Origin of the sequence: Streptococcus sp. 2100 (assembly GCF_013276335.1) — a bacterium.
Lineage (GTDB): Bacteria > Bacillota > Bacilli > Lactobacillales > Streptococcaceae > Streptococcus > Streptococcus pseudopneumoniae.
Genome location: NZ_VMKV01000014.1, coordinates 115,552 through 135,999, shown reverse-complemented (window position 1 = coordinate 135,999; position 20,448 = coordinate 115,552). Strand labels below are relative to the sequence as shown.

24 protein-coding genes are annotated in these 20,448 nt (G+C 41.3%); 2 read left to right on the top strand and 22 right to left on the bottom strand.

All coding sequences use genetic code 11. The annotated features are described in order from the left end of the window. Positions 1 to 371 precede the first annotated feature (371 nt). The gene (locus HT669_RS02905; protein ID WP_050971582.1) at positions 372 to 671 is read left to right on the top strand and encodes a YbaB/EbfC family nucleoid-associated protein; all 300 of its coding nucleotides are present in this window, start codon (positions 372 to 374) and stop codon (positions 669 to 671) included. A 343-nt stretch (positions 672 to 1,014) separates the two neighbouring features. Here HT669_RS02905 and pta read toward each other — a convergent pair whose 3' ends face one another. Genes pta through HT669_RS02885 form a run of 4 tightly spaced genes read right to left on the bottom strand, consistent with a single transcriptional unit; the run spans position 1,015 to position 4,399 of the window. Continuing rightward, positions 1,015 to 1,989, bottom strand: coding sequence for a phosphate acetyltransferase (pta, locus tag HT669_RS02900; protein ID WP_000451579.1), 975 nt, complete (start codon positions 1,987 to 1,989; stop codon positions 1,015 to 1,017). Positions 1,990 to 2,032: 43 nt separating this feature from the next. After that, complete coding sequence (locus HT669_RS02895; RefSeq protein ID WP_001209995.1) at positions 2,033 to 2,929, bottom strand: RluA family pseudouridine synthase; 897 nt, start codon at positions 2,927 to 2,929, stop codon at positions 2,033 to 2,035. Next, on the bottom strand, positions 2,926 to 3,744 hold the full coding sequence (locus HT669_RS02890) for an NAD kinase (protein ID WP_050207566.1): 819 nt from the start codon (positions 3,742 to 3,744) through the stop codon (positions 2,926 to 2,928). The genes HT669_RS02895 and HT669_RS02890 overlap by 4 nt, the downstream gene beginning before the upstream one ends. Beyond that, positions 3,728 to 4,399, bottom strand: a complete 672-nt coding sequence (locus HT669_RS02885) for a GTP pyrophosphokinase family protein (RefSeq protein ID WP_000171679.1) — start codon at positions 4,397 to 4,399, stop codon at positions 3,728 to 3,730. The genes HT669_RS02890 and HT669_RS02885 overlap by 17 nt, the downstream gene beginning before the upstream one ends. 698 nt (positions 4,400 to 5,097) lie before the next feature. On the opposite strand from HT669_RS02885, the gene HT669_RS02880 reads away from it, so the two are divergent. After that, positions 5,098 to 5,286, top strand: coding sequence for a hypothetical protein (locus HT669_RS02880; protein ID WP_000109850.1), 189 nt, complete (start codon positions 5,098 to 5,100; stop codon positions 5,284 to 5,286). Positions 5,287 to 5,632: 346 nt separating this feature from the next. On the opposite strand, the gene HT669_RS02875 is transcribed toward HT669_RS02880, so the two are convergent. The 18 genes from HT669_RS02875 to HT669_RS02790 form a co-directional block, all read right to left on the bottom strand. Further along, positions 5,633 to 6,064, bottom strand: a complete 432-nt coding sequence (locus tag HT669_RS02875) for a DUF2335 domain-containing protein (protein WP_000379281.1) — start codon at positions 6,062 to 6,064, stop codon at positions 5,633 to 5,635. Beyond that, positions 6,048 to 6,254 carry a hypothetical protein gene (locus HT669_RS02870; protein ID WP_000917045.1) on the bottom strand — a complete coding sequence of 69 codons (207 nt, stop codon included), beginning with the start codon at positions 6,252 to 6,254 and terminating at the stop codon, positions 6,048 to 6,050. The genes HT669_RS02875 and HT669_RS02870 overlap by 17 nt, the downstream gene beginning before the upstream one ends. A gap of 176 nt (positions 6,255 to 6,430) precedes the next feature. Then, on the bottom strand, positions 6,431 to 7,387 hold the full coding sequence (locus HT669_RS02865; RefSeq protein ID WP_172922081.1) for an N-acetylmuramoyl-L-alanine amidase family protein: 957 nt from the start codon (positions 7,385 to 7,387) through the stop codon (positions 6,431 to 6,433). Positions 7,388 to 7,389: 2 nt separating this feature from the next. Beyond that, positions 7,390 to 7,719 carry a phage holin gene (locus tag HT669_RS02860; RefSeq protein ID WP_055387702.1) on the bottom strand — a complete coding sequence of 110 codons (330 nt, stop codon included), beginning with the start codon at positions 7,717 to 7,719 and terminating at the stop codon, positions 7,390 to 7,392. Between the two features lie 340 nt (positions 7,720 to 8,059). Beyond that, complete coding sequence (locus HT669_RS02855; RefSeq protein ID WP_000067166.1) at positions 8,060 to 8,842, bottom strand: hypothetical protein; 783 nt, start codon at positions 8,840 to 8,842, stop codon at positions 8,060 to 8,062. 5 nt (positions 8,843 to 8,847) lie between these two features. After that, positions 8,848 to 9,168 carry a hypothetical protein gene (locus tag HT669_RS02850; protein WP_000381730.1) on the bottom strand — a complete coding sequence of 107 codons (321 nt, stop codon included), beginning with the start codon at positions 9,166 to 9,168 and terminating at the stop codon, positions 8,848 to 8,850. A 6-nt stretch (positions 9,169 to 9,174) separates the two neighbouring features. After that, complete coding sequence (locus HT669_RS02845; RefSeq protein WP_240148178.1) at positions 9,175 to 9,633, bottom strand: hypothetical protein; 459 nt, start codon at positions 9,631 to 9,633, stop codon at positions 9,175 to 9,177. A gap of 33 nt (positions 9,634 to 9,666) precedes the next feature. Continuing rightward, positions 9,667 to 9,945, bottom strand: coding sequence for a hypothetical protein (locus tag HT669_RS02840; RefSeq protein WP_000134981.1), 279 nt, complete (start codon positions 9,943 to 9,945; stop codon positions 9,667 to 9,669). Positions 9,946 to 9,955: 10 nt separating this feature from the next. Beyond that, positions 9,956 to 10,108, bottom strand: a complete 153-nt coding sequence (locus HT669_RS02835) for a hypothetical protein (RefSeq protein WP_000036642.1) — start codon at positions 10,106 to 10,108, stop codon at positions 9,956 to 9,958. Then, positions 10,101 to 10,634 carry a hypothetical protein gene (locus tag HT669_RS02830; RefSeq protein WP_001105679.1) on the bottom strand — a complete coding sequence of 178 codons (534 nt, stop codon included), beginning with the start codon at positions 10,632 to 10,634 and terminating at the stop codon, positions 10,101 to 10,103. Before HT669_RS02830 ends, HT669_RS02835 begins: the two co-directional genes overlap by 8 nt. Further along, positions 10,631 to 10,837 (bottom strand): hypothetical protein, encoded by a 207-nt coding sequence (locus HT669_RS02825; protein WP_000368698.1) that lies wholly within the window; start codon positions 10,835 to 10,837, stop codon positions 10,631 to 10,633. The genes HT669_RS02830 and HT669_RS02825 overlap by 4 nt, the downstream gene beginning before the upstream one ends. Beyond that, entirely contained in the window at positions 10,830 to 15,410 is a 4,581-nt protein-coding gene (locus tag HT669_RS02820; RefSeq protein WP_172922624.1) for a phage tail spike protein, read from the bottom strand. Before HT669_RS02820 ends, HT669_RS02825 begins: the two co-directional genes overlap by 8 nt. After that, positions 15,407 to 16,105, bottom strand: coding sequence for an adenylosuccinate synthetase (locus tag HT669_RS02815; protein ID WP_050223711.1), 699 nt, complete (start codon positions 16,103 to 16,105; stop codon positions 15,407 to 15,409). The genes HT669_RS02820 and HT669_RS02815 overlap by 4 nt, the downstream gene beginning before the upstream one ends. Then, positions 16,105 to 18,570, bottom strand: coding sequence for a PblA (locus tag HT669_RS02810; RefSeq protein ID WP_172922625.1), 2,466 nt, complete (start codon positions 18,568 to 18,570; stop codon positions 16,105 to 16,107). Before HT669_RS02810 ends, HT669_RS02815 begins: the two co-directional genes overlap by 1 nt. Continuing rightward, on the bottom strand, positions 18,570 to 18,956 hold the full coding sequence (locus tag HT669_RS02805) for a DUF5361 domain-containing protein (RefSeq protein ID WP_172922626.1): 387 nt from the start codon (positions 18,954 to 18,956) through the stop codon (positions 18,570 to 18,572). The genes HT669_RS02810 and HT669_RS02805 overlap by 1 nt, the downstream gene beginning before the upstream one ends. Before the next feature lie 293 nt (positions 18,957 to 19,249). Further along, a complete protein-coding gene (locus tag HT669_RS02800; protein WP_050365303.1) occupies positions 19,250 to 19,807 on the bottom strand; it encodes a hypothetical protein in 558 nt (185 codons plus the stop codon). Positions 19,808 to 19,888: 81 nt separating this feature from the next. Further along, positions 19,889 to 20,224, bottom strand: coding sequence for a hypothetical protein (locus tag HT669_RS02795; RefSeq protein WP_172922627.1), 336 nt, complete (start codon positions 20,222 to 20,224; stop codon positions 19,889 to 19,891). Next, on the bottom strand, positions 20,221 to 20,448 hold the full coding sequence (locus HT669_RS02790) for a hypothetical protein (protein ID WP_240153501.1): 228 nt from the start codon (positions 20,446 to 20,448) through the stop codon (positions 20,221 to 20,223). Before HT669_RS02790 ends, HT669_RS02795 begins: the two co-directional genes overlap by 4 nt.

The following is a 20,448-nucleotide window of genomic DNA, read 5'->3' as shown; positions in this document are numbered from 1 at the left end:
TAAGTGATAAAGTCGGGAGGCTACCATTTAGATTTTACTATTAGCATAAAAATAATAATAGACAACTATTTATCCGAAAATAGATAGAGGTAACATGTTTGTAGACAAAGCATACAAACCTTTAGTAAAATCATTTCCATGAAACTAGAATAGAGCCCCTCTTAACAAAAATAATTATTTTAATTTATTTCTAATCACTCCTTGATATAAATAACTCTCACCAATAAAAGACTATGTCTTAAAAAAATGGTATAATAAAATCAATACTTGGGCTTGATGGCTATGCTACTAATAACAATTAGGAGAGAAAATCAGGCACTTGTTAACAACAAGGATTATCCCCTTGAGATGAAAGGAACTTTAGAAATCTTATGATGAACATGCAAAACATGATGCGTCAAGCACAAAAACTTCAAAAACAAATGGAACAAAGCCAGGCCGAACTTGCTGCCATGCAATTTGTTGGCAAATCTGCTCAAGACCTTGTCCAAACGACCTTAACTGGAGATAAGAAAGTTGTCAGCATTGACTTTAATCCAGCTGTCGTTGACCCAGAGGACCTTGAAACTCTTTCTGATATGACCGTTCAAGCCATCAACTCTGCTCTTGAACAAATCGATAAAACTACCAAGAAAAAACTGGGTGCTTTCGCTGGGAAATTGCCATTCTAAAAACAAGAAGCTAGAAAACAATACTTGTCGATAACAAAGGCTAAGAAAGGTGCAAAAATTATAAAAAACGCATAATAGCAGGTGTCAAAACACTCAATATTATGCGTTTTCTCATGAAAAAATTCTCTTTTCATACTCATTTAAAATCAAAAAGGGAATTTATCGTTTTACGGACATGTATATTACAGATTTCTATAGGTCGTATATAGACAGGATATCATCGCTTGGAAGTTGTCCTTTTTGACACCAATCAGTAATTTAGTTCTCAGGAGTTAATGGCAGTGCTTTTCGTACATAGTTTCATAACTACAGTATAGCATAGTATATCGCTTTATAGTTTTCACTATTGATGAACTGCTTGAGCTGCTGTGATAAGGGTTAACTTGTAAACATCATCTGCATTACATCCACGAGAGAGGTCGTTAACAGGCTTGTTCAAACCTTGCAAAACAGGACCTACTGCCGCAAAGCCACCAAGACGTTCAGCCATCTTGTATCCGATATTTCCTGCCTCGATACCTGGGAAGATGAAGACATTTGCTTGACCAGCTACCGTACTTCCAGGAGCTTTCAAAGCTGCAGTTTCAGGAACAAAGGCTGCATCAAATTGCAACTCACCATCGATTTCAAGGTCAGGGCGCAAGTCGTGAGCAATTTTAGTTGCTTCAACGACCTTATCAACGCTTTCACCAAAACCTGAACCTTTAGTAGAATAGCTTAGCATAGCAATTTTAGGCTCGATTCCAAACATCTTAGCTGTGATTGCTGAGTTGATGGCAATTTCAGCCAAAGCTTCTGCATCTGGATTGATGTTGATAGCACAGTCTCCAAATAGGTAACGTTCAGAGCCACGAACCATGAGGAAGGCACCTGAAGTACGAGTTACATTTGGACGAGTTTTAATGATTTGTAGGGCTGGACGAACTGTTGAAGCAGTTGAATGAATCGCACCTGACACCATTCCATCAACCAAGCCCAAGTAAACCAACATAACACCAAAGTAGTTTACATCTTCAACCAAAACCTTGCGTGCATCTTCTTCAGACATTTTGCCCTTGCGACGCTCCACCAAGGCAGCAACCATTTCTTCAAATTGAGGATAATGTTGAGGGTCAATGACTTCATAACCATCCATGATCCCTTCAATTTCAAGATAAATTTTAATTTTTTCAGGATTTCCTAACAAAACAGGAATCACTTCTGTTTCTTTTACCAAACGTTTAGTCGCTTGAAGAATACGTGGCTCTTCCCCTTCAGGGAGAACGATACGAGCATTTTTACCAACAAGGTTGGCTTTGAGACTTTCAAAAACTTCCATGAGTTTTCTCCTTTAAGATAATAATTATACTCTGAAACAGTTTTTATAGAGTATTAGTTGATAACTGGGTAATAAGGTTGCTGAAATCATCCGGCAAGGGACTTTCTAACTGCAAATCTTGCTCTAAAAATGGATGATAAAAGGATAGGTAATGGCAATGCAGGGCCTGACGTTGGATGCCGTCGTCCAGACTACCACCGTACAAATCATCGCCCAACAAAGGAAAACCAATATGAGAAAAGTGGACTCGAATTTGGTGGGTTCGACCAGTGTGCAGCCGAATGTCGACCAAGTGGATATTTCCATAAGAAGCTACAATCTTGTAGGAAGTATGGGCATATTTTCCACCTTTAGCCACCCGTCTGGTAATAATGGAGTCTTCATCACGCGCAATCGGGGCAATAATTTCCCCCTCTGACTCCAAGTGTCCATCACCTTTAACCAAAGCAAAGTAGCGTTTTTCAATGGACTTCTTCTGCAACTGCTTGTCCAATCGTGCATGGGCATAGCCGTGCTTGGCAAAGAGCATCGAGCCAGAAGTATCCCTATCAAGCCTGGTCACAATGTGAACTTGCTGATTTTCGTAATTTTGCTTGACGTAGTAACCCTTGATAAAATTGGCAATAGTATTGGAGTGGTTAACACTAGGAATAGAGGCAACTCCATAGGGTTTATTCAAGACTAGAAAGTGGTCATCCTCATAGAGAATATCCAGTGGGCGCTCGATAGCTTCCAAGGTTTCAAAGCCTTCCTCAGCGGGAATATCGATAGTAACGCGGTCCCCAAGATCCAATAGATAGGTTGCATTTTGTGGTTGGTCATTGACCAGAATAGCCCCACCTCGAAACTTAATCTTGGCCAGAAGCCCCTTAGAAACCTCGTGCTTTTTTAAGAAGGTCTTAACCTTGACATGCTCATCTGCGATAAATTCAAACCTCATTCGTCCACCTCGCCGATAAAGGCATCCTTAACACGGTTCCAGAAACTAGTATGGCTAGGAGTCGCGACAAAGTGAATCTTATGATGATCGATTTGATACTCAATACGCTCAATATTACGGAAAGAATAAACGCTATTGTCAACCGAAATGGTATGGTAATCATTTCTCGTTGGAATGAGTTCAATCTTATCCTTCTTAGGAACGATAATGGAAGAGCCCAGCGTTCGATAGACACGATTATTGAGGCTGGCAATTTCCGTTAATTGCAAAGCTTCAATGGTAGGGTGTAAAACAGAACCGCCAAGAGACTTGTTATAAGCCGTACTACCAGTCGGTGTTGAAACTGTTAGCCCGTCTCCACGAAAACGTTCAAAGGGAACACCATTGATGACAATATCTGCCACCATGGTTCGATCAGACCTGCGGATGCTGGCTTCATTGAGGGCACGAAAAATCTTGACCTCTCCATTTCCAAGAAAAACCTTCACATTTAGAACAGGGTAAGAAACCCTTGCTCCGGTATCTAGCTGCAAATTGGTCATTAACTTATCCAACTCAAAATCACGATAATCGGTATAAAAGCCCAGATGTCCTGTATGAAGACCGATAAAGCGTACCTTATCAAGTTGGTCTTCATACTTATGAAAGGCCGATAAGAGCATGCCATCTCCACCAATGGAAATGACAATGTCCGGACTGCTATCATTGAGTATAAACTGATTTCTTTTCAAACGATCTCGCAATTCATACAAAACCCTTTGACTCTGCGGTTTTCTATTGGCTATCAGGTCAATTCGTTTACCTGTATTCTTCATCTGTATCGTCACTGTTTCCTACACCGTCATTTAATTTTCTACTCAAAGGATCAAAAAGTGCCTGGGCTTCTTGGATATCATCACGAATTTCACCCATTTCTTCATCCAACTGATGGGCGATTCTAGCTGTAATTTCCAGTCGCTTCTTAATCTCCTCTGGGAAATCCCCTTGGTACTTGTAGTTGAGAGAATGTTCTATCGTTGCCCAGAAATTCATGGCCAAGGTACGTATTTGAATTTCTGCCAAAATAGTCTTGGCTCCATTGATGGTATCAACCATATATTCTACTACCAAATGATAGGAACGATAGCCTGATGCTTTTCGATGAGTAATGTAATCTCGCTCCTGTATGATTCGCATGTCCTGACGCTTGTGCAAAATCTCCACTACTTCCTTAACGTCATCTACAAACTGGACCATCACACGCAAACCAGCAATATCCTGCAAATCGTGCTCCAAGGTCGCATAAGTAATACCACGACGGGCCATTTTTTCTTTTATACTCTCAATTGGCTTGACTCGACCGGTCACAAATTCAATCGGAGAATGCTTATTTTGCTTACGATATTGCTTACGAATGCCACGAAGTTTAATCTTTAACTCACCAACAGCTTGAATGTAAGGATCTAGAAATTCTTCCCATTCTAAGGTCATATATTCTCCCTTATTCTCATATTATCCTTCAAAAATATCTTTGATTTTTTCTCCAGATTCATATACAATAAATACAATGCTTATTATACCATAAGTGAAAAACGTTTACAAATAGTTATCATCACTTGTAAATAGTTGAGTTTTTACTTATTTTTCGTTAAAATCATTTACACTAATTTCCATCGTTTTTTTAAATCGTATTCATCTTCGTATTCATTTTTACAATCATCTTTGCCCGTATAGTTGAGAAGGTTTCAATTTAATTCTAATAGTTTATAAATAGAAAACCGTGATTACTCACAGTCTTTTAAAAATAAAATAAAAAAACTCCATCAAAACTATTGACATTATGCAACCAAAGTTGTATAATGGATACATAAGGTTAAGGAGGAAACCTTAGACAAGGAAACTAGTAGAAAGGAACATGAAATGTTTAAGTTCAAAAAGAAACCACTCAAAGCAAAAACAAATAAGCTAGTAGTCAAAATAAACTTATTTATAATCAGCTTTGAATGGCACATCGAATTTGGATAGTGAAAAATCACTATCCACCCCTTCGGGGGTGTACTTAAATTATAACAGGAAAAACAATGAAAGTAAATCTTAAAGTTAGAAAAACCACCAAGCGTGAAAAAGTTGAATTTATTATTGGACTTCTTCTACTCCTATTTGCAGTTTGGTATTTTACGAGGTAATATATGTCAGTAGATATTGAAGCTATCCGCTGGCTTTTAGACAACGCCACAGCCTATGCTATTAGCAAAAACTGTGGCATGTCTATTCAGGCCGTGGACAAGTATAAAAATGGTGTATCGGATATTATGAATATGCGTCTAAAACACGCTATCAGCATGATAACATACGCCCAGGAACTTAAAAAGCAGTGATTTCGGTCACTGTTTTTTATTTTTAACAAAACACCGTTTTTGACAATAATACACCACGATTTCCTCTCCATATTCTTCATGTAAACGCTTTTTTGAACAATAGGATTGTGATTTTACTTTCTAATCGTTCAAAATGCCTGTTTTTGCAAAATAGAAATATAAACTCTAATTTTGTTAACATCAACAAAATTGGCAACCAAGCGCTTTATAAAGCTATTTGTTGATGTCAACAAGTCAATTTTTCAGACAAATCATTTATTTTGCTACCGACATTAATGTCGGTTGGTTAGATGTTTTCTTGATTCAGACAAACAAAAAACCGCAAGCCTGAGCCTGCGGTGAAAAATTATTCTTTGTCTTTGTTTTTATTTTGATTATTCCCTGTAAACAAACCAATTAGCCCTAATGCAGTAGTTCCAGTTAAGACACTACCTGCAATTTGTTTATCTGTTGCTATTAAGTAAATTCCACCAATAATAACAACGAGGGCGATTAAAAAGCCAAATAACTGTCCCAATTTATGAGAAGCAATATTCCCTGATAAGTATTTATCTTCCATCTCTCTACGATGTTGGCTTTCTGCAATACCATTATCAATAATCTTTTGAGCAGCATCCGGATATAGCTCTTTATATCCTTTGAGAATATCTGGATGAGGTAGGTCACCTTGATAGATTTCCAACTTCTGTAAAACTACTTGACGCTGTTCATGTGGTAAGCGCTCGACTTCATCAACAATATTATTGACTTCAATCAAATCTTTATTCTCGGTATCCAAATTTCATTACCTCTTTCTGAATGCCCATCGTTGATTTCTTGTAATCACTTTTGACTTTCTTCCAGTCTGGGACTGTATCAGCTTTTACTTTCGAAATGTTCTGGTTAAAGCTAAAAACAGGCAATACAATTGCTGTCATACCAAGTAAAAAAGACTTAAAGTATTGAGGTTGTTTTGTATTTTTTAACATCCCAAATTCCTCCTACTCGCTCCATAATATTTTTTTGAATTAACTTGATTATGACATCTTTCTTTAAAAAAGTCAATGTTTCTTACTCTTTTTAACAAAAAAATCCCCACAAGGACGAGTCCTGTGGGGTAGATAAACATTTTAGAAAAGTTTTCCTTTCCTTTTATTTTTTTAAATTATTTAGTCGTAATCAAGCCGTCTGGCTCTACTGTGAACTCTGGCTTGTCTGCCATTGTTCCGTCTGGTTTGAGGTAGTACCAGCCTGTTCCGTCTGCGGACTGGACGAAGGCGTTTGATACCATGGCACCTTCTTTACCGTCAAGATAATACCAAGTCTCCTTGTACTTGACCCAGCCTGTCTTCATAGCGCCCTCTACGTCGAAATAATACCACTTCTCAGCGATTTTCTTCCAGCCTGTCGCCATTTCACCTGACTGGTCAAACCAGTACCAATTACCATCTGTGTGCTTCTTCCAGCGGTTCGCAAGCATGTAGCCTGAGCCGTCGAAGTAATACCAAGTGTCGTTGATTTTCTCAAACTTATCTTTTGGATAAGAGCCGTCTGAGTGTACATACCAATAGCCTGTATCGTTCTTCTTCCAACCTGTTTCAATTGTCAAGCCACTTTCAATATCCTGCTTAAACTGCTCACGGCTAATGCCCCAACTTGCAAGATATGGATAAGGGTCAACGTGGTCTGAGTGGTTGTTTGGTTGGTTATTGGTACAGTATTCATGCGTCTTGATACCTGCCAAGTCGTCTGTATCAAGAGTCTTCGGCAAGCCTGCTTCGTCCGCTAGATTGCGTAGCAATTCGATATAGAGGCGGTAGTCCGTCATGAACTCTTCTTTAGTTGAATGGCTTTCAATCAGTTCAACCGCTGCATAGGTCTCAGCATTCCAACCGCCCCCAACATCCCAACTTCCGTTGTTCACAGGACCTACTTGCATGACACGGCCATTTCCGACAACATGTGAAAAGAACCCTAGTTCAGGGTCCTTTCTGTAGTGATAGTCTGCTTCATTTTGAGCGGTTGAGTTTCGGTTGCCTGTTGAGTGGGCGTGTACTTGTCGATAAGGTTGCACTCCGACTTGTGGCAAGCCTGTGCGTAGTCTGCTTGTATCGATATCCATACCTACTCCCTCCAAGCATCGTTCATCTGCTTCACTGCGGACTCCACAAAGGTATCCAAGTCCTTATCGGTCATGCTGATCTTATATTTGGTCAGCTCTGCCCGGATTTTAGTGCGAGCCTGTGCCAATTTTTCATCACCTTTATAACCTGTCTCAGCAGCCACCTGCTCCACGGCATTCACTGCATTCTTGGCTAGGATTTCAGCGATAATCACCGCTTTCTCTCCGCCTTTTCGCAAAAGATAGTCTTTCACCATTTTCACGATACTGCCTACTGCTACTGCTAAAAAGCCTGTCGCAAAAGCGATAATAAATTCATTAAATTGTGTCATGTGTTGTTTCCTTTCTATTCTCTATAAAACTTAACATTAACGGTACCTATATACTCCCTTAAGTTTGTACCAGTTAGATATATGACTCCTCGGTTATACATATCAGCCTGAATTCTTATTAATCTGCTATTATTGAGTTGTACATATCGTATAGCAGCAACCTTAATATCATTACCTTTAATATCAATATTGTACCCACCCCAGTACTGCCACATTCTTGTGTTTAACACTTCCAATAATAATGACGGTCCACTCGACCACACCAACCTATCGCCAATATAGCGCTTGACAATCTCTCTACTTCCTAACATGATTCTTACTCTATCTCTCATAGCTTCACCTACTTAAAAATATCGTAAATCGTGTGAGGGTCTTTGGTAGTAATAGCATCGTACTGCTCTTGCGTACCGGCCCAATAGTTGAGTGCCTGCGAACCGTTCTGATTGACAATGTTCTGACCTGGAACTCCACTTCGCCCTTGTTCACCATCGTTGACATTATCCAAATGGGTAAAAGCAGAGGCTCTCAATCCTCTGTAATTCACTTCAATGCGAACTTCAAACCAACCACCAGAACGCTGAGAAGCACTCCATGTGCCAAATTTTCCTGCTGAATCAGGGGTCTGATTTCTCAAAGAACGCCAGTTTGTATAGCCAAAACCACGATAGTAATAATCAAGAGTATAGCCGCTCGTGACTGCTTCGCCATCGTAGAATACATCCGCAAACAAATTCAATCGGCTAGTAGAGCCATTCTTATAAGAACCCTCAATACGAACGCTGGCATTCAAACTATGCCCATTATCCCCTTTTAAGCTATCCCGTTGAGTCGGTGTCAGCGTATCGAATGATGGACGATTTTCTAAGGCGGAAATCCTAGCCTTGATGGGGATATCATTGTACAACTCCCATTTTTGGGCATAAGTAGACAAGTCTTGGTGGGAGGTCAAGTAGCCTTTCTCTTCCAGCTCCGCTTTTGTAACGAGGGTTTCTGGATGGACTTTCGGTCTACTCTCAAGGGTGTCCAGTCTTTTCTTAACCTCCCTATCCTTTAGCTCTGAGTCTTCTTTGATAGCCTTGACATCCTCACCGATTGCTCTTGCTAGATTTTCAAGGTTACTCATAGCACTCACGCTTTCGCTGCGTTATAGGTTGCGACCAAGTCAAGGTTGGCAATCTGGTCTACACGTCCGCTGACTTCAGTTACTTTGCCAAGAAGTGCGCTATTTTCATCTTGTCCCATACTTGTGATTTTTTCCGCGATTTCTTTCAGTGTGTCCAAATTCTCAGGGGTACCTTCACCCAAGATTTCAGCCTTAACTTCAGATTTAGCTTGGGCGATTGCTTGGTTCATGTCAGACGTGCTGACTTTCGTTTTCAGCTCTTCGTTTACCTTTTTGTTATCTTCCCCCACTGCCTGCGCAAATGCTGTTAATTTTGTAGTATCCATTTTGTGTTACACCTTTCCTAAATTGTAATAAAAGAGCAGGTCTGGCAATTCCTGACCTACTGGGCTCTCGCCTACAGTTCTACCTGCAAGCTGTTTCTCAACTTCCTTTGCAATATCCAGCTCCTTTAAAGCATGGACTTCTTCTGTGACCAATTCCTTATCTGAGGCGACTATCTTGATATGGACAGATTTATCACTGGGGAAAACATAGCCTCCAGCCGTGATTTCCAAGCGATAACTCCCAATGGGCAAGATAGCGTCCAGATGAAAACTCACACCTTGACCGGTAACGGTTACCTGCTTCTTCCACTGGTAGCCCTCCTTGGTCAGACTGATCAGCGCCTCCTCCCCTTCCAGAGAGGAAATCACTTGGTAGTCTTCGTCTAAGAGGGCAAAACCAAAGGTGGAAGCCAAGTCCCCTTGCTTAATCAGGTGCCCACCGTCAATTTGCCGCAAATTGGTCATATTGAGATTACAGACCATTCTGCACCTCTTTCTTTACTGTTTACTTTGTATCAAGGTTTTCAGTTCTCTCACATCTTCACCTAGCGATTTGACCTGTTCAGCCAGCACCAGAATAGCCTTATTTTGTTCGTCATGGTTATCCAATCTTTTGTTAGCCGACATTCGAAATTCGCGTAAGTTCTCAATGTCTTTTTCTATGGCTGTCATGCGATTTTCCTGCTTGGTTGCCCTGTCCTTCATGGAAAAGTACAAGACAACCACAGGAATCAGAGAAAAGAGAAACCGAATCAATAAGTGCTCAATCTCTGTCATAAACACCTCGCTAGTTTGCCAGATGGCTCAAACCACGTCGCTTCAATTCCTTGCGCACACGGTCTTTCCAGCGTTTATGTACCCATGAAAAGTCAACTGCTCCACGTTCCAGTAGGTTGATGTACATGTCGATTTTTGCTTGATCTAGTGTAATCTTACTCATTGCTGCTACCTCCATTGTCTTCACTAGGGCTCTCTTGGTTTGTCGTTTCAGAAATGTCATCTTCTTTCTCGCTTTCTTTCTTATCTTCTACCGCTGGGGTTGGTTGTGCTTCTTCAGCTTGGTTTTCTGTGTCCGTAACCTGAGGGGTGTCCTCGTCGGTCTCCTCCTGGTCAGACTCTCCTTGAGCTTCCAGCTCCTCCAATCGCGCTAAGATATCCTCAATATCCTGAGCATTCTGGAGATTGACCTTCTGCATGCCATCCATGAGCTGGTTGGCTCTCTCCAGCGCTTCCGTCGTCTTAGCCAGTTGTTCTTGGTTCTTGACAATGGCGCTTGTTGGGTCCAGTTCGGTGCGAACCAATTCCAAAACCGCTTGGATAAGGGCGTCCTCACTATCCTGTGTATGGTCACCTGGCAATTCGCACTGCTCATAAGAATAGCGCCCCTTGTTTTCCATCTTGATTGCGACAACTGTTACATTTTCCCCACCTTTCAAGTAGGGATTGATTGCTACTTCGTAATTCATTCCTTATTTCCTTTCATTTTCGCTTGCGTTTCGTCAAAAAGTTCTTTAAGCGCTGGGTCATATTCCAGCACCGCCTTAAAGGCCTGTAATTCAGCCAAAGCCAGCCTATGGTGTACATTTAAATGCGCATAGTTCAATTCGATATCAGCCAAACGGTCGACGAGTGACTCAGCGACTAGCTTGTCGATTGTGTGATTATCCATGTCTGTTCTCCATTTTTTCTATTTTTTGATTTAATTCTTGAATGGCCTTGATTAAGTAAGGAACTAAAGCGGTATAGTCTATATGTAGATAGCCATCTGGATTCTCAGGATCTCGTGAGACAATTCTTGGAACGATGGTTTCAGCCTCTTGAGCTATTAGACCAATCTCCTCATGTTTCTTACTTTCGATGAAATCAAATGCAACCATTCTTAATCTGTTGATTTTGTCCAAGGCTTTCACAGCTGTATCTGTGATGTTCTCTTTTAAGCGTCTGTCTGATTTTTGTTCCATCCAATACTTCACGCTACCACTACCGACCTGATTCCACCAAACAACCGCATTCCTTCCGCCTTTGGGATTCCAACCATCACCAAAGACGTCTTTACTTCCAAGTTCGATACCATTTAAAAACACAGGAGAACGAGAAAAAGTAGTATTCCCATAGAAGTTTGCTCTCGATGAATTCGAAAAGTCAACCCTACCGTGGAAATTTGCTCCGTTTCGGCAATGCATGTTTCCTAACGTTGTCACATACCAAGCATTGGGGCCAGGACTGTTCCAACTGTAACCCCAGTTCGCCCAAAATGCGGTATTTTCGCCATTGTAGCTTCCGCCTTCGCCGTTTCCCATGCCGACCGAGAATTGGTTGACACCAGAAATCCAGCGACCTCTTCCTTGAGCAAAACGACCAATTGTAAACCCTCCTATTTGACCCTGATAAGCTTCTAAGAAAGTCGAGCGATTCACAACTGATTCAATCTTAGTCGCAAAGATACGTTTAGAAGTTAGTTCTCCAATAAAGGCGTCGTTAGCAATAAGTTTTCGAATAAAGGCATGATCAAACTTTACCTTATCAGCTGTGACCGCTTCGGCAGCTAAAACAGCTGTCGTTACTGAACCTGATTCAAAATTAGCTGTCTTCAACTTATCAACCATGGCAGACTTGATGACTGCTCTGTCAATCAGGGTCTCGCCTGTTATATGGGTTAATTTCCCAGAAAGACGATTATGACCATTGGCTCCTAGATTGATACCCGAAATCAAATCACCTGCACTGTTGATGTTTTGAACCAACCAGGAGCCAGCTAGTTGAGTCATTTTTGTTTGCGTGGCTTCAAGCTTCTTATTCGCATCTGCGACTGCATCTTCTGGATGTGGTTGCCATGTTCTAGGTTTATAACCTTTGTACAAGTCAACTTCTGTAATATACAAATCAGCTGTTCCTGATGATGAGCCATTGTTCTCAAAACGAATGTAAGCATTATCCATTTCTTCGGAATTAAAAGTTACTGAGACATCTTCGCATCTAGAGGTAGATAGTTTCTTGCTGCTAACAACTTTCTTAAAGATTGTGAATCCATCGCTCTCGCCTGCTCTTCGTCCCAAAATATAAACATCATAGCTTGCTAGAGCACTGTTGTTAAATCCTCTAAAATTCAGTACATAGTCAGTATTTCGTTCAAGATTAAAACGGTGACTAGACAAAAAGTTTTTGTTTTTAGTTGCATTGCTTAAACGCATAAGGTTTTTCTGCCCGTTGTGATAAAAGCTATGCTTAACCAATCTTCCTAAATTTTGAGTTGAGACCCATTTATTCGTATCATTTTTAAAATCACTATTCTTAATGAGGTTAGGGCCGCTTACACTATATTTCCCAACCTCAACCTGAAACAGTTGATTGGTCATAGCCATTCTTGCAATCGTATTTGCAATTCCATTTTCACTATTACCCAGAATCCGCTCGTAAAGTTCACTGGTTTCCTTAACACGCTGGAAGTCAGTAGTCTCTACCTTACCTGCCAGTTGATGGGATAGGTTCGCAATGTTCCTGGTCATATCCTGCTTATAAGTTGTTATTTGGCTTGAAATATCCCTAAATGTCCCGTCGGCAGATTGACGATAGCTAGCTATTTGGCTAGTTATTTCTCTATTCGCACTCGTTTTAACTCCTTCAATTCTCCGATGAATCCCCTCCACGTCTTCTTGATAGCTTGATTTCCCTACATAATCTCTGGATATCTGCTCACGAACTGTTCTTGCTTGTCTCGCGCTCTCCTCACGAGTATAGCGCTGTAAGCTTTCCTGTCTTTGACCATCTTGAGCAACATAGGCCTGAACAGCCGACAAATCCGTTCGCAATTCCTGCGCTGTTCGCTCAAAGCTAGCCTTAGCTTGTGTGATGAGACCATTGGTGTCTTCAAGCGCTGGACTCCAGTCTGTCGCTAGGGTACCTTTTTCAAGTTTAATCCTACGAATGAAAATAGGTCCTCCGTATCCTAAATCTGAATTGAATAGGGTCATCTGTAGCTTGGATTCAGAGGGCGCATCCTCTTTAAAAAATACCGAACCTGTAAGCCTAAATCGCTGCCACTCCCTAGTCGCAGTGAACTTTTTTTGTCCCTCTATACCAAAGCCATTCGCCCCACTATGCGACATATGGAAAGGAAAAGAACCATCAACTTCATCGAGTTTATAATCAAACGAGAGAGTCCAAGTTGTCCCAATATCGGACTTTGAAAGATAGAGATCTAGATTATCAAACGCAAAACCAAAACGAGACTGTTGAATTTTCTCGGAATCACGATAATAGTTCCGACCACCAACTTGCATATTTGAAAATTCTTCTCGTAATTTCCCTGCTTCAGCCCTAATCAATGTCTTATCTGCCTTGTCCTTGGTTGCGTTCAGGATTTCCTGACGGATAGAGCCAGCTCGCACCTCAAATTCAGCCGTACTAAGCTTCTGATTTAGTTTGTTCTGCGTGTCTGTCTCAAGACTCTTCACAGATTGCCTAATATTCTCAGCAGTCACATTGAGGGAGCTGATATCCGCTTTGGTTCTGAGACCTTCAGTCAAACGCCTCACTCCAGCATCAAGCGCATCAGCGCGCTGATTAAAACGAGAGGTCATTGTTGAAATACGAGTAGAGCTCTCTTCTTGTATACGGTCTATCTGACTCGTCAGAGTCTCTGCTGTTTGCCTGACTTCTGATTTGTTAGCTTTCCCTTCCATTCTGTTCGTCAGTGCAGTTAGCCTGCCTTTAGTCGTCTCTTCATATCTTGCCTGAGAGCTTCTGACTCCAGCCAAGTCATTCTTTATCTGACCGAGAGCTTGAACTTGTTTGGAAATGTCAGTTTTAAGTTGCCTTTGCTTGGAGCTTATATCATTGGTAACTGTCTGCTTTAGAAGATTCAAATCACCCGACAAAGCCGTCTGAGCACTCCTAGTCTGCGACTTAAACGCTTCAAGTCTAGCAACAGAATCCAGCCCAATCCGCTTGGCTTCCTGAGCAAGAGAGCTACTTGCGCCAGCTTGTCTCAAAGCTTCCTCAGCCTTGCGCCTTGATTCTCGTAAAGGTTCATCATGAAAGCTATTGAAACGCTGATTGATAGTGTCAGACACTTCTTGCTTAACTTCTTCTGCCTTAGCCTTGGCAAGTTCGATGGCATCCGTGATAGCTTTCTCACGCTTAGTAAATTCAGCGTCAAAGGCACGGTCAGCGTTGGCGATTTCCTTTTTCAAACGTTCTTCAAAAATCTGATGCAGATTTCGGCTTTCATTCAAAACGGCATCATTTACAATCCCACCGATCGCATTTGCAAGACTGGACTGGAAGGTCCCAAAACCTATTGATTTTAGGCGTTTTGCCATTGGCGAATAGGTATATTTGGTGATTTTCTTACGAACATCAAGACCGTACCACTCATGGTAGATACTGACCACATCAAACATCTGCACCGCAACATCACTCTGACCGACAACCGAGATTTCAAGGTTATCTTCTAGCATGTCGCACATACTTGTCCGAAAATACTGCTTACCATATGCAATCAAGCTAGCCTCATCTGTCACGTCTTGGTCATTGACCTCCACGACATCTTCATAGATTTGGCTGTAGTTCCCAAGTAAGGGGCTGTCAATCACCACCATATAATCATGGTCAACCGCATTTTCTCCCTCACCTTTAACGGTTGTTTTAAAGGTTATCCGAGTTTTCAGCGATTTGGTAGAGGTCTTATGCTGGTAGCTAGACAGGTTTTTCTTGTACATAAAAAGCGATTCATTTTCTGAACCGCCATTCTTCAACAAACGTAAGTTGTAGCCATTTCGCACCATATCTCCGCCCCACTGACCAAGGATAGAGTGCTTGTCTTTGGCCAAGACCTCCATGGCATTCTTGTCCTTGATGTTGAGCGTATGCCTATCATCAATATCAGAGAAGAAAGAAAAAGGATTGGCTCTGGTAATACTACCAGCAAAAGCACTCAACACCCTTGTACCACTGACACGGTCAACCTCAATAGAGCTGACGATGTAGTTATTTAACAGGCTGATAACCTGATTGGCATAGACTTGAATATATCCTTGTTGCTTTTCAACCTCAAAAATATAAAAATCCTGCTCACCATGCAGGTCATCTGCAGTCAGAAAAGTTTCCTCTTTCAGCAATTCCCACTTGGGATCCGATGTAGGAAAACGAAAGGTCAGTTGATAGGTATTGTTCCCCAAATGGACAATTTCATCATTGTAGGACTCGTTTAAAGGCCTATTTCCCTCTGTAAGATAAATCATAAAATATACCTCCAATTCGGCCGAACTGTGACCTTACGAACCGCACCAGTAAAGACCAGACCGTTATTGCCAACAGCCAATTCAAAGAAGCCTCCACGCTTTCGTAGCGTATTTTGAACCACACCATCTGCGTTGTAGATATTCTGTTTCTTATGTCTACAATCAATGGTCACTTTTCGTCTAATGGTCAAGTGCATAGTTGTCCTTCCGATAGTCAAAGAAATATCTCCGTCTCCCTCAATCTCAATCACAGGCTCGCTATAGACAGATCCTGGATTGTTGATATTACCGCTTGCGGTAAAAATAAGAGGAGCAAGATTTTTCTGATAGCGGAACGGTTGCATACTCAACTTAAGCTCTAGCTTCCAGGCATGCATACCATGAGGGCTATAGGTCGCGCCAATAAAATCTGCATAAAAGACAGACCCCAACTGGTAGCTAAACTCTAGCACATTGTCCTTAGGCTGAAATTTCTCCACGATAGTCGAAACATCCAGTAACTTAGGAATATAGAACGAAAAAGTCCGTTCATAACTCTCGTAGCCCCCATCTAGCACCCGATAACTTCCGTTGGCTCCGTAGAGGTTAGCATCTTCAGCCACCCTAGGCTTAGCAGCCTCTACCTGACCAAAATCCGTCACCACGCAGTGAGGGATAGTTGATGTATTGAAACCATTGATAATCATGTAAAACATTACATTCCCTCCCTAGCGTAAATCGCACCTTGACGTTGGTAGACGCTCATTGAAATTTTATCAGCGTCCAGGTAAGTATCTGACGGCTTTTCAAGGATAGCAGTAAGGATCTTCTCCATACTTGCTCTCAGAATCGCTATCTCAGACACGGTTTGACTGTCTTTTGCCTCAATTTGAGCACTTGGCATGGCCAAACTTGCTTCAATATTTTTGGCAATAGTCGGTGTTCCACTCAAACCAAAATCATCGTTTGAAAATGCGTTTGAGATTTCACCAGCCATTCCACTGACAGATTTCTTAACACCCTTAAAACGGTCTTGCAACCCTCTATTCAAACCTTGCATAATCGCATTACCAGCAGGAATCAAGAGCTTACGGTCATACTCAATCGGACCTTTGTGGTCACGAATCCAGCTAGCAATACCACCAACGAAGTCAGTTACTGCACTCCAAGCAGATTTCAAACCATTTAAAAAGCCATCAAGGATAGCCTTACCAGCCTCCCAAAGGTCAATGTTTTTGATTCCATCGAATATGCTTGTAACCTTATCAACAAGATCACGAACACCTTGTTTCATGCTTTCCCAAGCATTTTTAGCTCCTTGTACAAGTCCATCAATCAGACCTAAGACGGTTGATTTCAAACCTTCCCAAGCACTGCTTGCGACAGATTTGATCGTGCTCCAGATGTTAGATAATATCTGAGCGAAACCATCAAAGATAGCCTTACCTGCAGCAGACAACCCTTTCCAAATTGTACTAAGAGTGGTAGAAAAGTTTTCAAAAATAGCAATACCATATCCAACAATAGCATCTACAATACCAGAAAAGAATGTTTTAATCCCTTCCCATATCATAGAAACACTATTTTTAATACCTTCCCAAATTAGAGAAAGATCTGCACTTAGTTGGTCAAAATTCCCTGTCACAAGGTCAATGATGATTAAAATAGCACCTAAGAAAATAGACTTGATGAATTCCCAAGCACCTTGGAAAATCATCTTAACCCCTTCCCAAATTTGGGTAAGACCATCTGAAATATTGTTCCAAATATTCATGAATCCATCAATGAACGGTTGAACAATAGCCATCACTGCTGTTGTGATAGCTGTCCATGCCACAGATGCAGCTTCTTGAATACTTACCCACAAGTCAGAAAAGAATGTTACAACGGCATTCCAGGCTGTAACAACTCCATCCCACAATGTACTAGCACCTTCAGAGATGCCAGACCAAAGGTTTACAAAGAAATCAGCAATCCCCTGCCATGCCTGTTTGATCCAAGCTACAAAAGATGACCAAATTTGTCTACCTGTTTCAGTTTGAGTAAAGAAATAAACCAAACCTGCAGTCAATGCAGCAATCGCTGCGATTGCAATTCCAATTGGATTGGCACTCATTGCAGTAAATAGACCCGTGACTGCCGTTTTAATTGTCGTTAAGACAGCAGGTATTCCCGATAGCAATCCCGAGACTACCGAAAATGCCTTAAATGCTAAAAATGCAGAACCAAGAGCGGTAACGATACCGCCCATGATACTTCCTAGACCTTCGCCAAAGATCCCACTGAACACACCCTTTATCCCTCCCAAAATAAGGTTAGGAATTTGCTTCAAAATATTTCCAATCATCGGAATTAGGTTTCCGAAGAGAAATGTGGATGTCGTTTCCATTAAGGCTTGTAAAGCAGGTTGAATATCTTCACCCAATGACAACTTCCCTAGCACATTCTGAGCAGCTGCTTTCATAGATTCAAATGATCCTGTGAAAGTTGTTGCTGCCTCTCTCGCTGTTGTACCAGTGATGTCCAAATTCTCTTGGATGGCGTGAATGGCACTATAAACATCTGACAAGTTATTTATGTCATACTTAACACCTGTCAATTTTTCTGCATCAGCTAAAAGCCGTTGCATCTCTTGTTTTGTACCACCATAACCCAATTTCAAGTTGTCAAGCATGGTGTAGTTTTGCTTGGCAAACCCTTGATAAGCCAGCTGAATGCTTTCCATAGATGTTCCCATCTTGTTAGCATTATCCGACATATCAATCATGGCCATATTAGCTGTTTCTGCTGCTTTATCTGTATCTCCGCCAAGAGATTGCAACAGACTGGCTGAGAAGCCTGTTACATTTTCCATATAGGCATTGGCTGACAGACCTGTTGTCTTGTAGGCCTCATTCGCAAAGCCTTTAACCTTATCAGCTGAGTCTTTAAATAAGGTTTCAATACCACCAAGCGATTGTTGAAGTGCTGCCCCTTCGTTTATCGATGCTCCAATTGCCTTACCAATTCCAGCAGCAGCAATAATTCCTGAAATAGCGCCCATCATTTTAGATCCGAGGGATTCGCCTGCGCTAACGCCAGCGGAGGCGACTTCACCACCCATTTCCTTTTGAATCATGCCACTAATGCCTTTAGCAGATGGAATGATTTGTACATAGGCTTTTCCTAATTCGGTCGCCACTATTCCTCACCTCCTGTTTTCGCAAGTAAAGCCTTGCGATAATTTTCAAAGTCCTCACCAGATTCAAAGACGAGATAATCCCTTTCATCTCTCTCTTCTTTGTTATTCTTTGTAAGCATTCCAGCAATTGATGCAGGACGATTAACACCCTTTTGACCATCTTTTGTTTGCAACCACAAAGAAATCGAAAGTCTGTCTACGATATTTGCGAGTAAAGTAATTTCGAGAGAGACAATTTGGTCAGACATGATCTGCTTTATCCGTGAATCATCACGTAAACCATACGCAAAAACAGCCACCTGATTTAAAGGTAGCTGTTTATAGTCGTATATTTGATAGGTTTCTGCTAAATCGCAGATAAGGGCATCTTCGTCCAAATTCATCATCTGAGCAAGGACTAGGATTTTTTTTAAGCCGTTAACTGATTCAAAAACACTCTTGATTTCATCTGCCATTTTATCATTTGGCACAATGCCATCTTCTTCTCTTAGGTGGTCTTTAAAAGCCTTGGCTTGCTCATCTCCGAATAAAAGTTTTACAACTTTAGGAAAGACTTGACCTTGTCCTTCGTCAACTTCACCAATCAATTCCAACAATTCATAGTTGTTTAAACGACGCTCAGAAATTTCGAATTTAAAACCTAACTTCGTTTCCCCTTTGAATGTTTTACTCATTTATTTTACGCTCCTTGAATGTATTCGTAGTGAGTGTTCTCACTGTTGTCTGGTAATGCAGTGATTGTCAATTCATAGCCGATAGGTTCGCCGTCTTTATAGCTGATTTCGCCAATTTCGCTAACCTTACCACGAGGAATGACAACACGTTTCACATAGCCATTTTTCAGCAAAGTATCAATAACCAAGCTATGTTCTGGCAACTCTTTACCATTGGCTTTTACAGTGATACCTGTTTCAAGCGTTCCTGAAACGTTATCTGGGCCATACACTTCTTTCAATACTTCAATGTTAAGACCCTCAATCAATTTGTATTTGAAGGTATCTTTCTTTTCAGTTTGAGAAGACAAGACTGTTTGTCCTCCCCAAGCCTTGACTTCTTCTGACTCTGGTGAGTTCTCATTGGTCAATCCATCTTCTGAAATATACCCAAGCGTTTTAAATGCTGGGTTCAAGTCTGTTTTTGCATTCGTTGGAAGATCTGTTCCAGCTGGAGCAGTAGAAACCGCCCCTCCGATTTTGGGCTTAGCAGCCGTTACATTTGATGCTGATGCAGTCGTCATATTCTTTCCTCCTGTTGATTCTGCATTTGGTGTTCTTGCTTCTGGTGCTTCTAATTCTGGCGCCAAAACTACACCTCCTTTTTAAAAATAATTGATGTCATATACCGCTTGATAGCGATATTGCTTCGTTTCCGTGTCTGTAAAGTTGTAGTCACTATTGTGATGTACACCGCTAACTTCCTTGACTGTGATGAGATTCTCAACTACTCTCTTGACTTTCTCATTCAACTCAGCAGCCTTTTGAAGTGATGGTGCATAACTTTGAAAAGCGAATGTAGCGGAATGAACGTAGTCGCTTCCACCACTTCCAGTCTTTTCTAAAATGACATAACTTTCAGGCATATTCGGTTTATGCTCAAAAAAAGACGGAACATCTAACTGTCCGTCCAAAAATTTCTTTATAACTAATTCGATCATCTCATAGCCTTCAGTAAAATATTATGTTTTTTATTTCTGGCCATACTCTTGATGTCAGTCGTACTAATCTTTGCATTGGCACGCTTTTGCCCTGGAGATACAGTCAATTCAAACCCCTTACCAGCTCTGCTTGCAATCCCTTGCCCTTTCTCCCTCAAAATGCCCTGCATTTCGGAAGAACGTAGCAAGGCAGACACGCCAGCCGAGTTCAATTGAAATTTCAT

Bases quoted from the DNA above. Each gene is read 5' to 3' on its own strand.
- HT669_RS02905 (WP_050971582.1), top strand. From the start codon at position 372: ATGATGAACATGCAAAACATGATGCGTCAAGCACAAAAACTTCAAAAA.
- pta (WP_000451579.1), bottom strand. From the start codon at position 1,989: ATGGAAGTTTTTGAAAGTCTCAAAGCCAACCTTGTTGGTAAAAATGCT.
- HT669_RS02895 (WP_001209995.1), bottom strand. From the start codon at position 2,929: ATGAGGTTTGAATTTATCGCAGATGAGCATGTCAAGGTTAAGACCTTC.
- HT669_RS02890 (WP_050207566.1), bottom strand. From the start codon at position 3,744: ATGAAGAATACAGGTAAACGAATTGACCTGATAGCCAATAGAAAACCG.
- HT669_RS02885 (WP_000171679.1), bottom strand. From the start codon at position 4,399: ATGACCTTAGAATGGGAAGAATTTCTAGATCCTTACATTCAAGCTGTT.
- HT669_RS02880 (WP_000109850.1), top strand. From the start codon at position 5,098: ATGTCAGTAGATATTGAAGCTATCCGCTGGCTTTTAGACAACGCCACA.
- HT669_RS02870 (WP_000917045.1), bottom strand. From the start codon at position 6,254: ATGTTAAAAAATACAAAACAACCTCAATACTTTAAGTCTTTTTTACTT.
- HT669_RS02865 (WP_172922081.1), bottom strand. From the start codon at position 7,387: ATGGATATCGATACAAGCAGACTACGCACAGGCTTGCCACAAGTCGGA.
- HT669_RS02860 (WP_055387702.1), bottom strand. From the start codon at position 7,719: ATGACACAATTTAATGAATTTATTATCGCTTTTGCGACAGGCTTTTTA.
- HT669_RS02855 (WP_000067166.1), bottom strand. From the start codon at position 8,842: ATGAGTAACCTTGAAAATCTAGCAAGAGCAATCGGTGAGGATGTCAAG.
- HT669_RS02850 (WP_000381730.1), bottom strand. From the start codon at position 9,168: ATGGATACTACAAAATTAACAGCATTTGCGCAGGCAGTGGGGGAAGAT.
- HT669_RS02845 (WP_240148178.1), bottom strand. From the start codon at position 9,633: ATGACCAATTTGCGGCAAATTGACGGTGGGCACCTGATTAAGCAAGGG.
- HT669_RS02840 (WP_000134981.1), bottom strand. From the start codon at position 9,945: ATGACAGAGATTGAGCACTTATTGATTCGGTTTCTCTTTTCTCTGATT.
- HT669_RS02835 (WP_000036642.1), bottom strand. From the start codon at position 10,108: ATGAGTAAGATTACACTAGATCAAGCAAAAATCGACATGTACATCAAC.
- HT669_RS02830 (WP_001105679.1), bottom strand. From the start codon at position 10,634: ATGAATTACGAAGTAGCAATCAATCCCTACTTGAAAGGTGGGGAAAAT.
- HT669_RS02825 (WP_000368698.1), bottom strand. From the start codon at position 10,837: ATGGATAATCACACAATCGACAAGCTAGTCGCTGAGTCACTCGTCGAC.
- HT669_RS02820 (WP_172922624.1), bottom strand. From the start codon at position 15,410: ATGATTTATCTTACAGAGGGAAATAGGCCTTTAAACGAGTCCTACAAT.
- HT669_RS02815 (WP_050223711.1), bottom strand. From the start codon at position 16,105: ATGTTTTACATGATTATCAATGGTTTCAATACATCAACTATCCCTCAC.
- HT669_RS02805 (WP_172922626.1), bottom strand. From the start codon at position 18,956: ATGATGAATTTGGACGAAGATGCCCTTATCTGCGATTTAGCAGAAACC.
- HT669_RS02800 (WP_050365303.1), bottom strand. From the start codon at position 19,807: ATGACGACTGCATCAGCATCAAATGTAACGGCTGCTAAGCCCAAAATC.
- HT669_RS02795 (WP_172922627.1), bottom strand. From the start codon at position 20,224: ATGATCGAATTAGTTATAAAGAAATTTTTGGACGGACAGTTAGATGTT.
- HT669_RS02790 (WP_240153501.1), bottom strand. From the start codon at position 20,448: ATGAAATTTCAATTGAACTCGGCTGGCGTGTCTGCCTTGCTACGTTCT.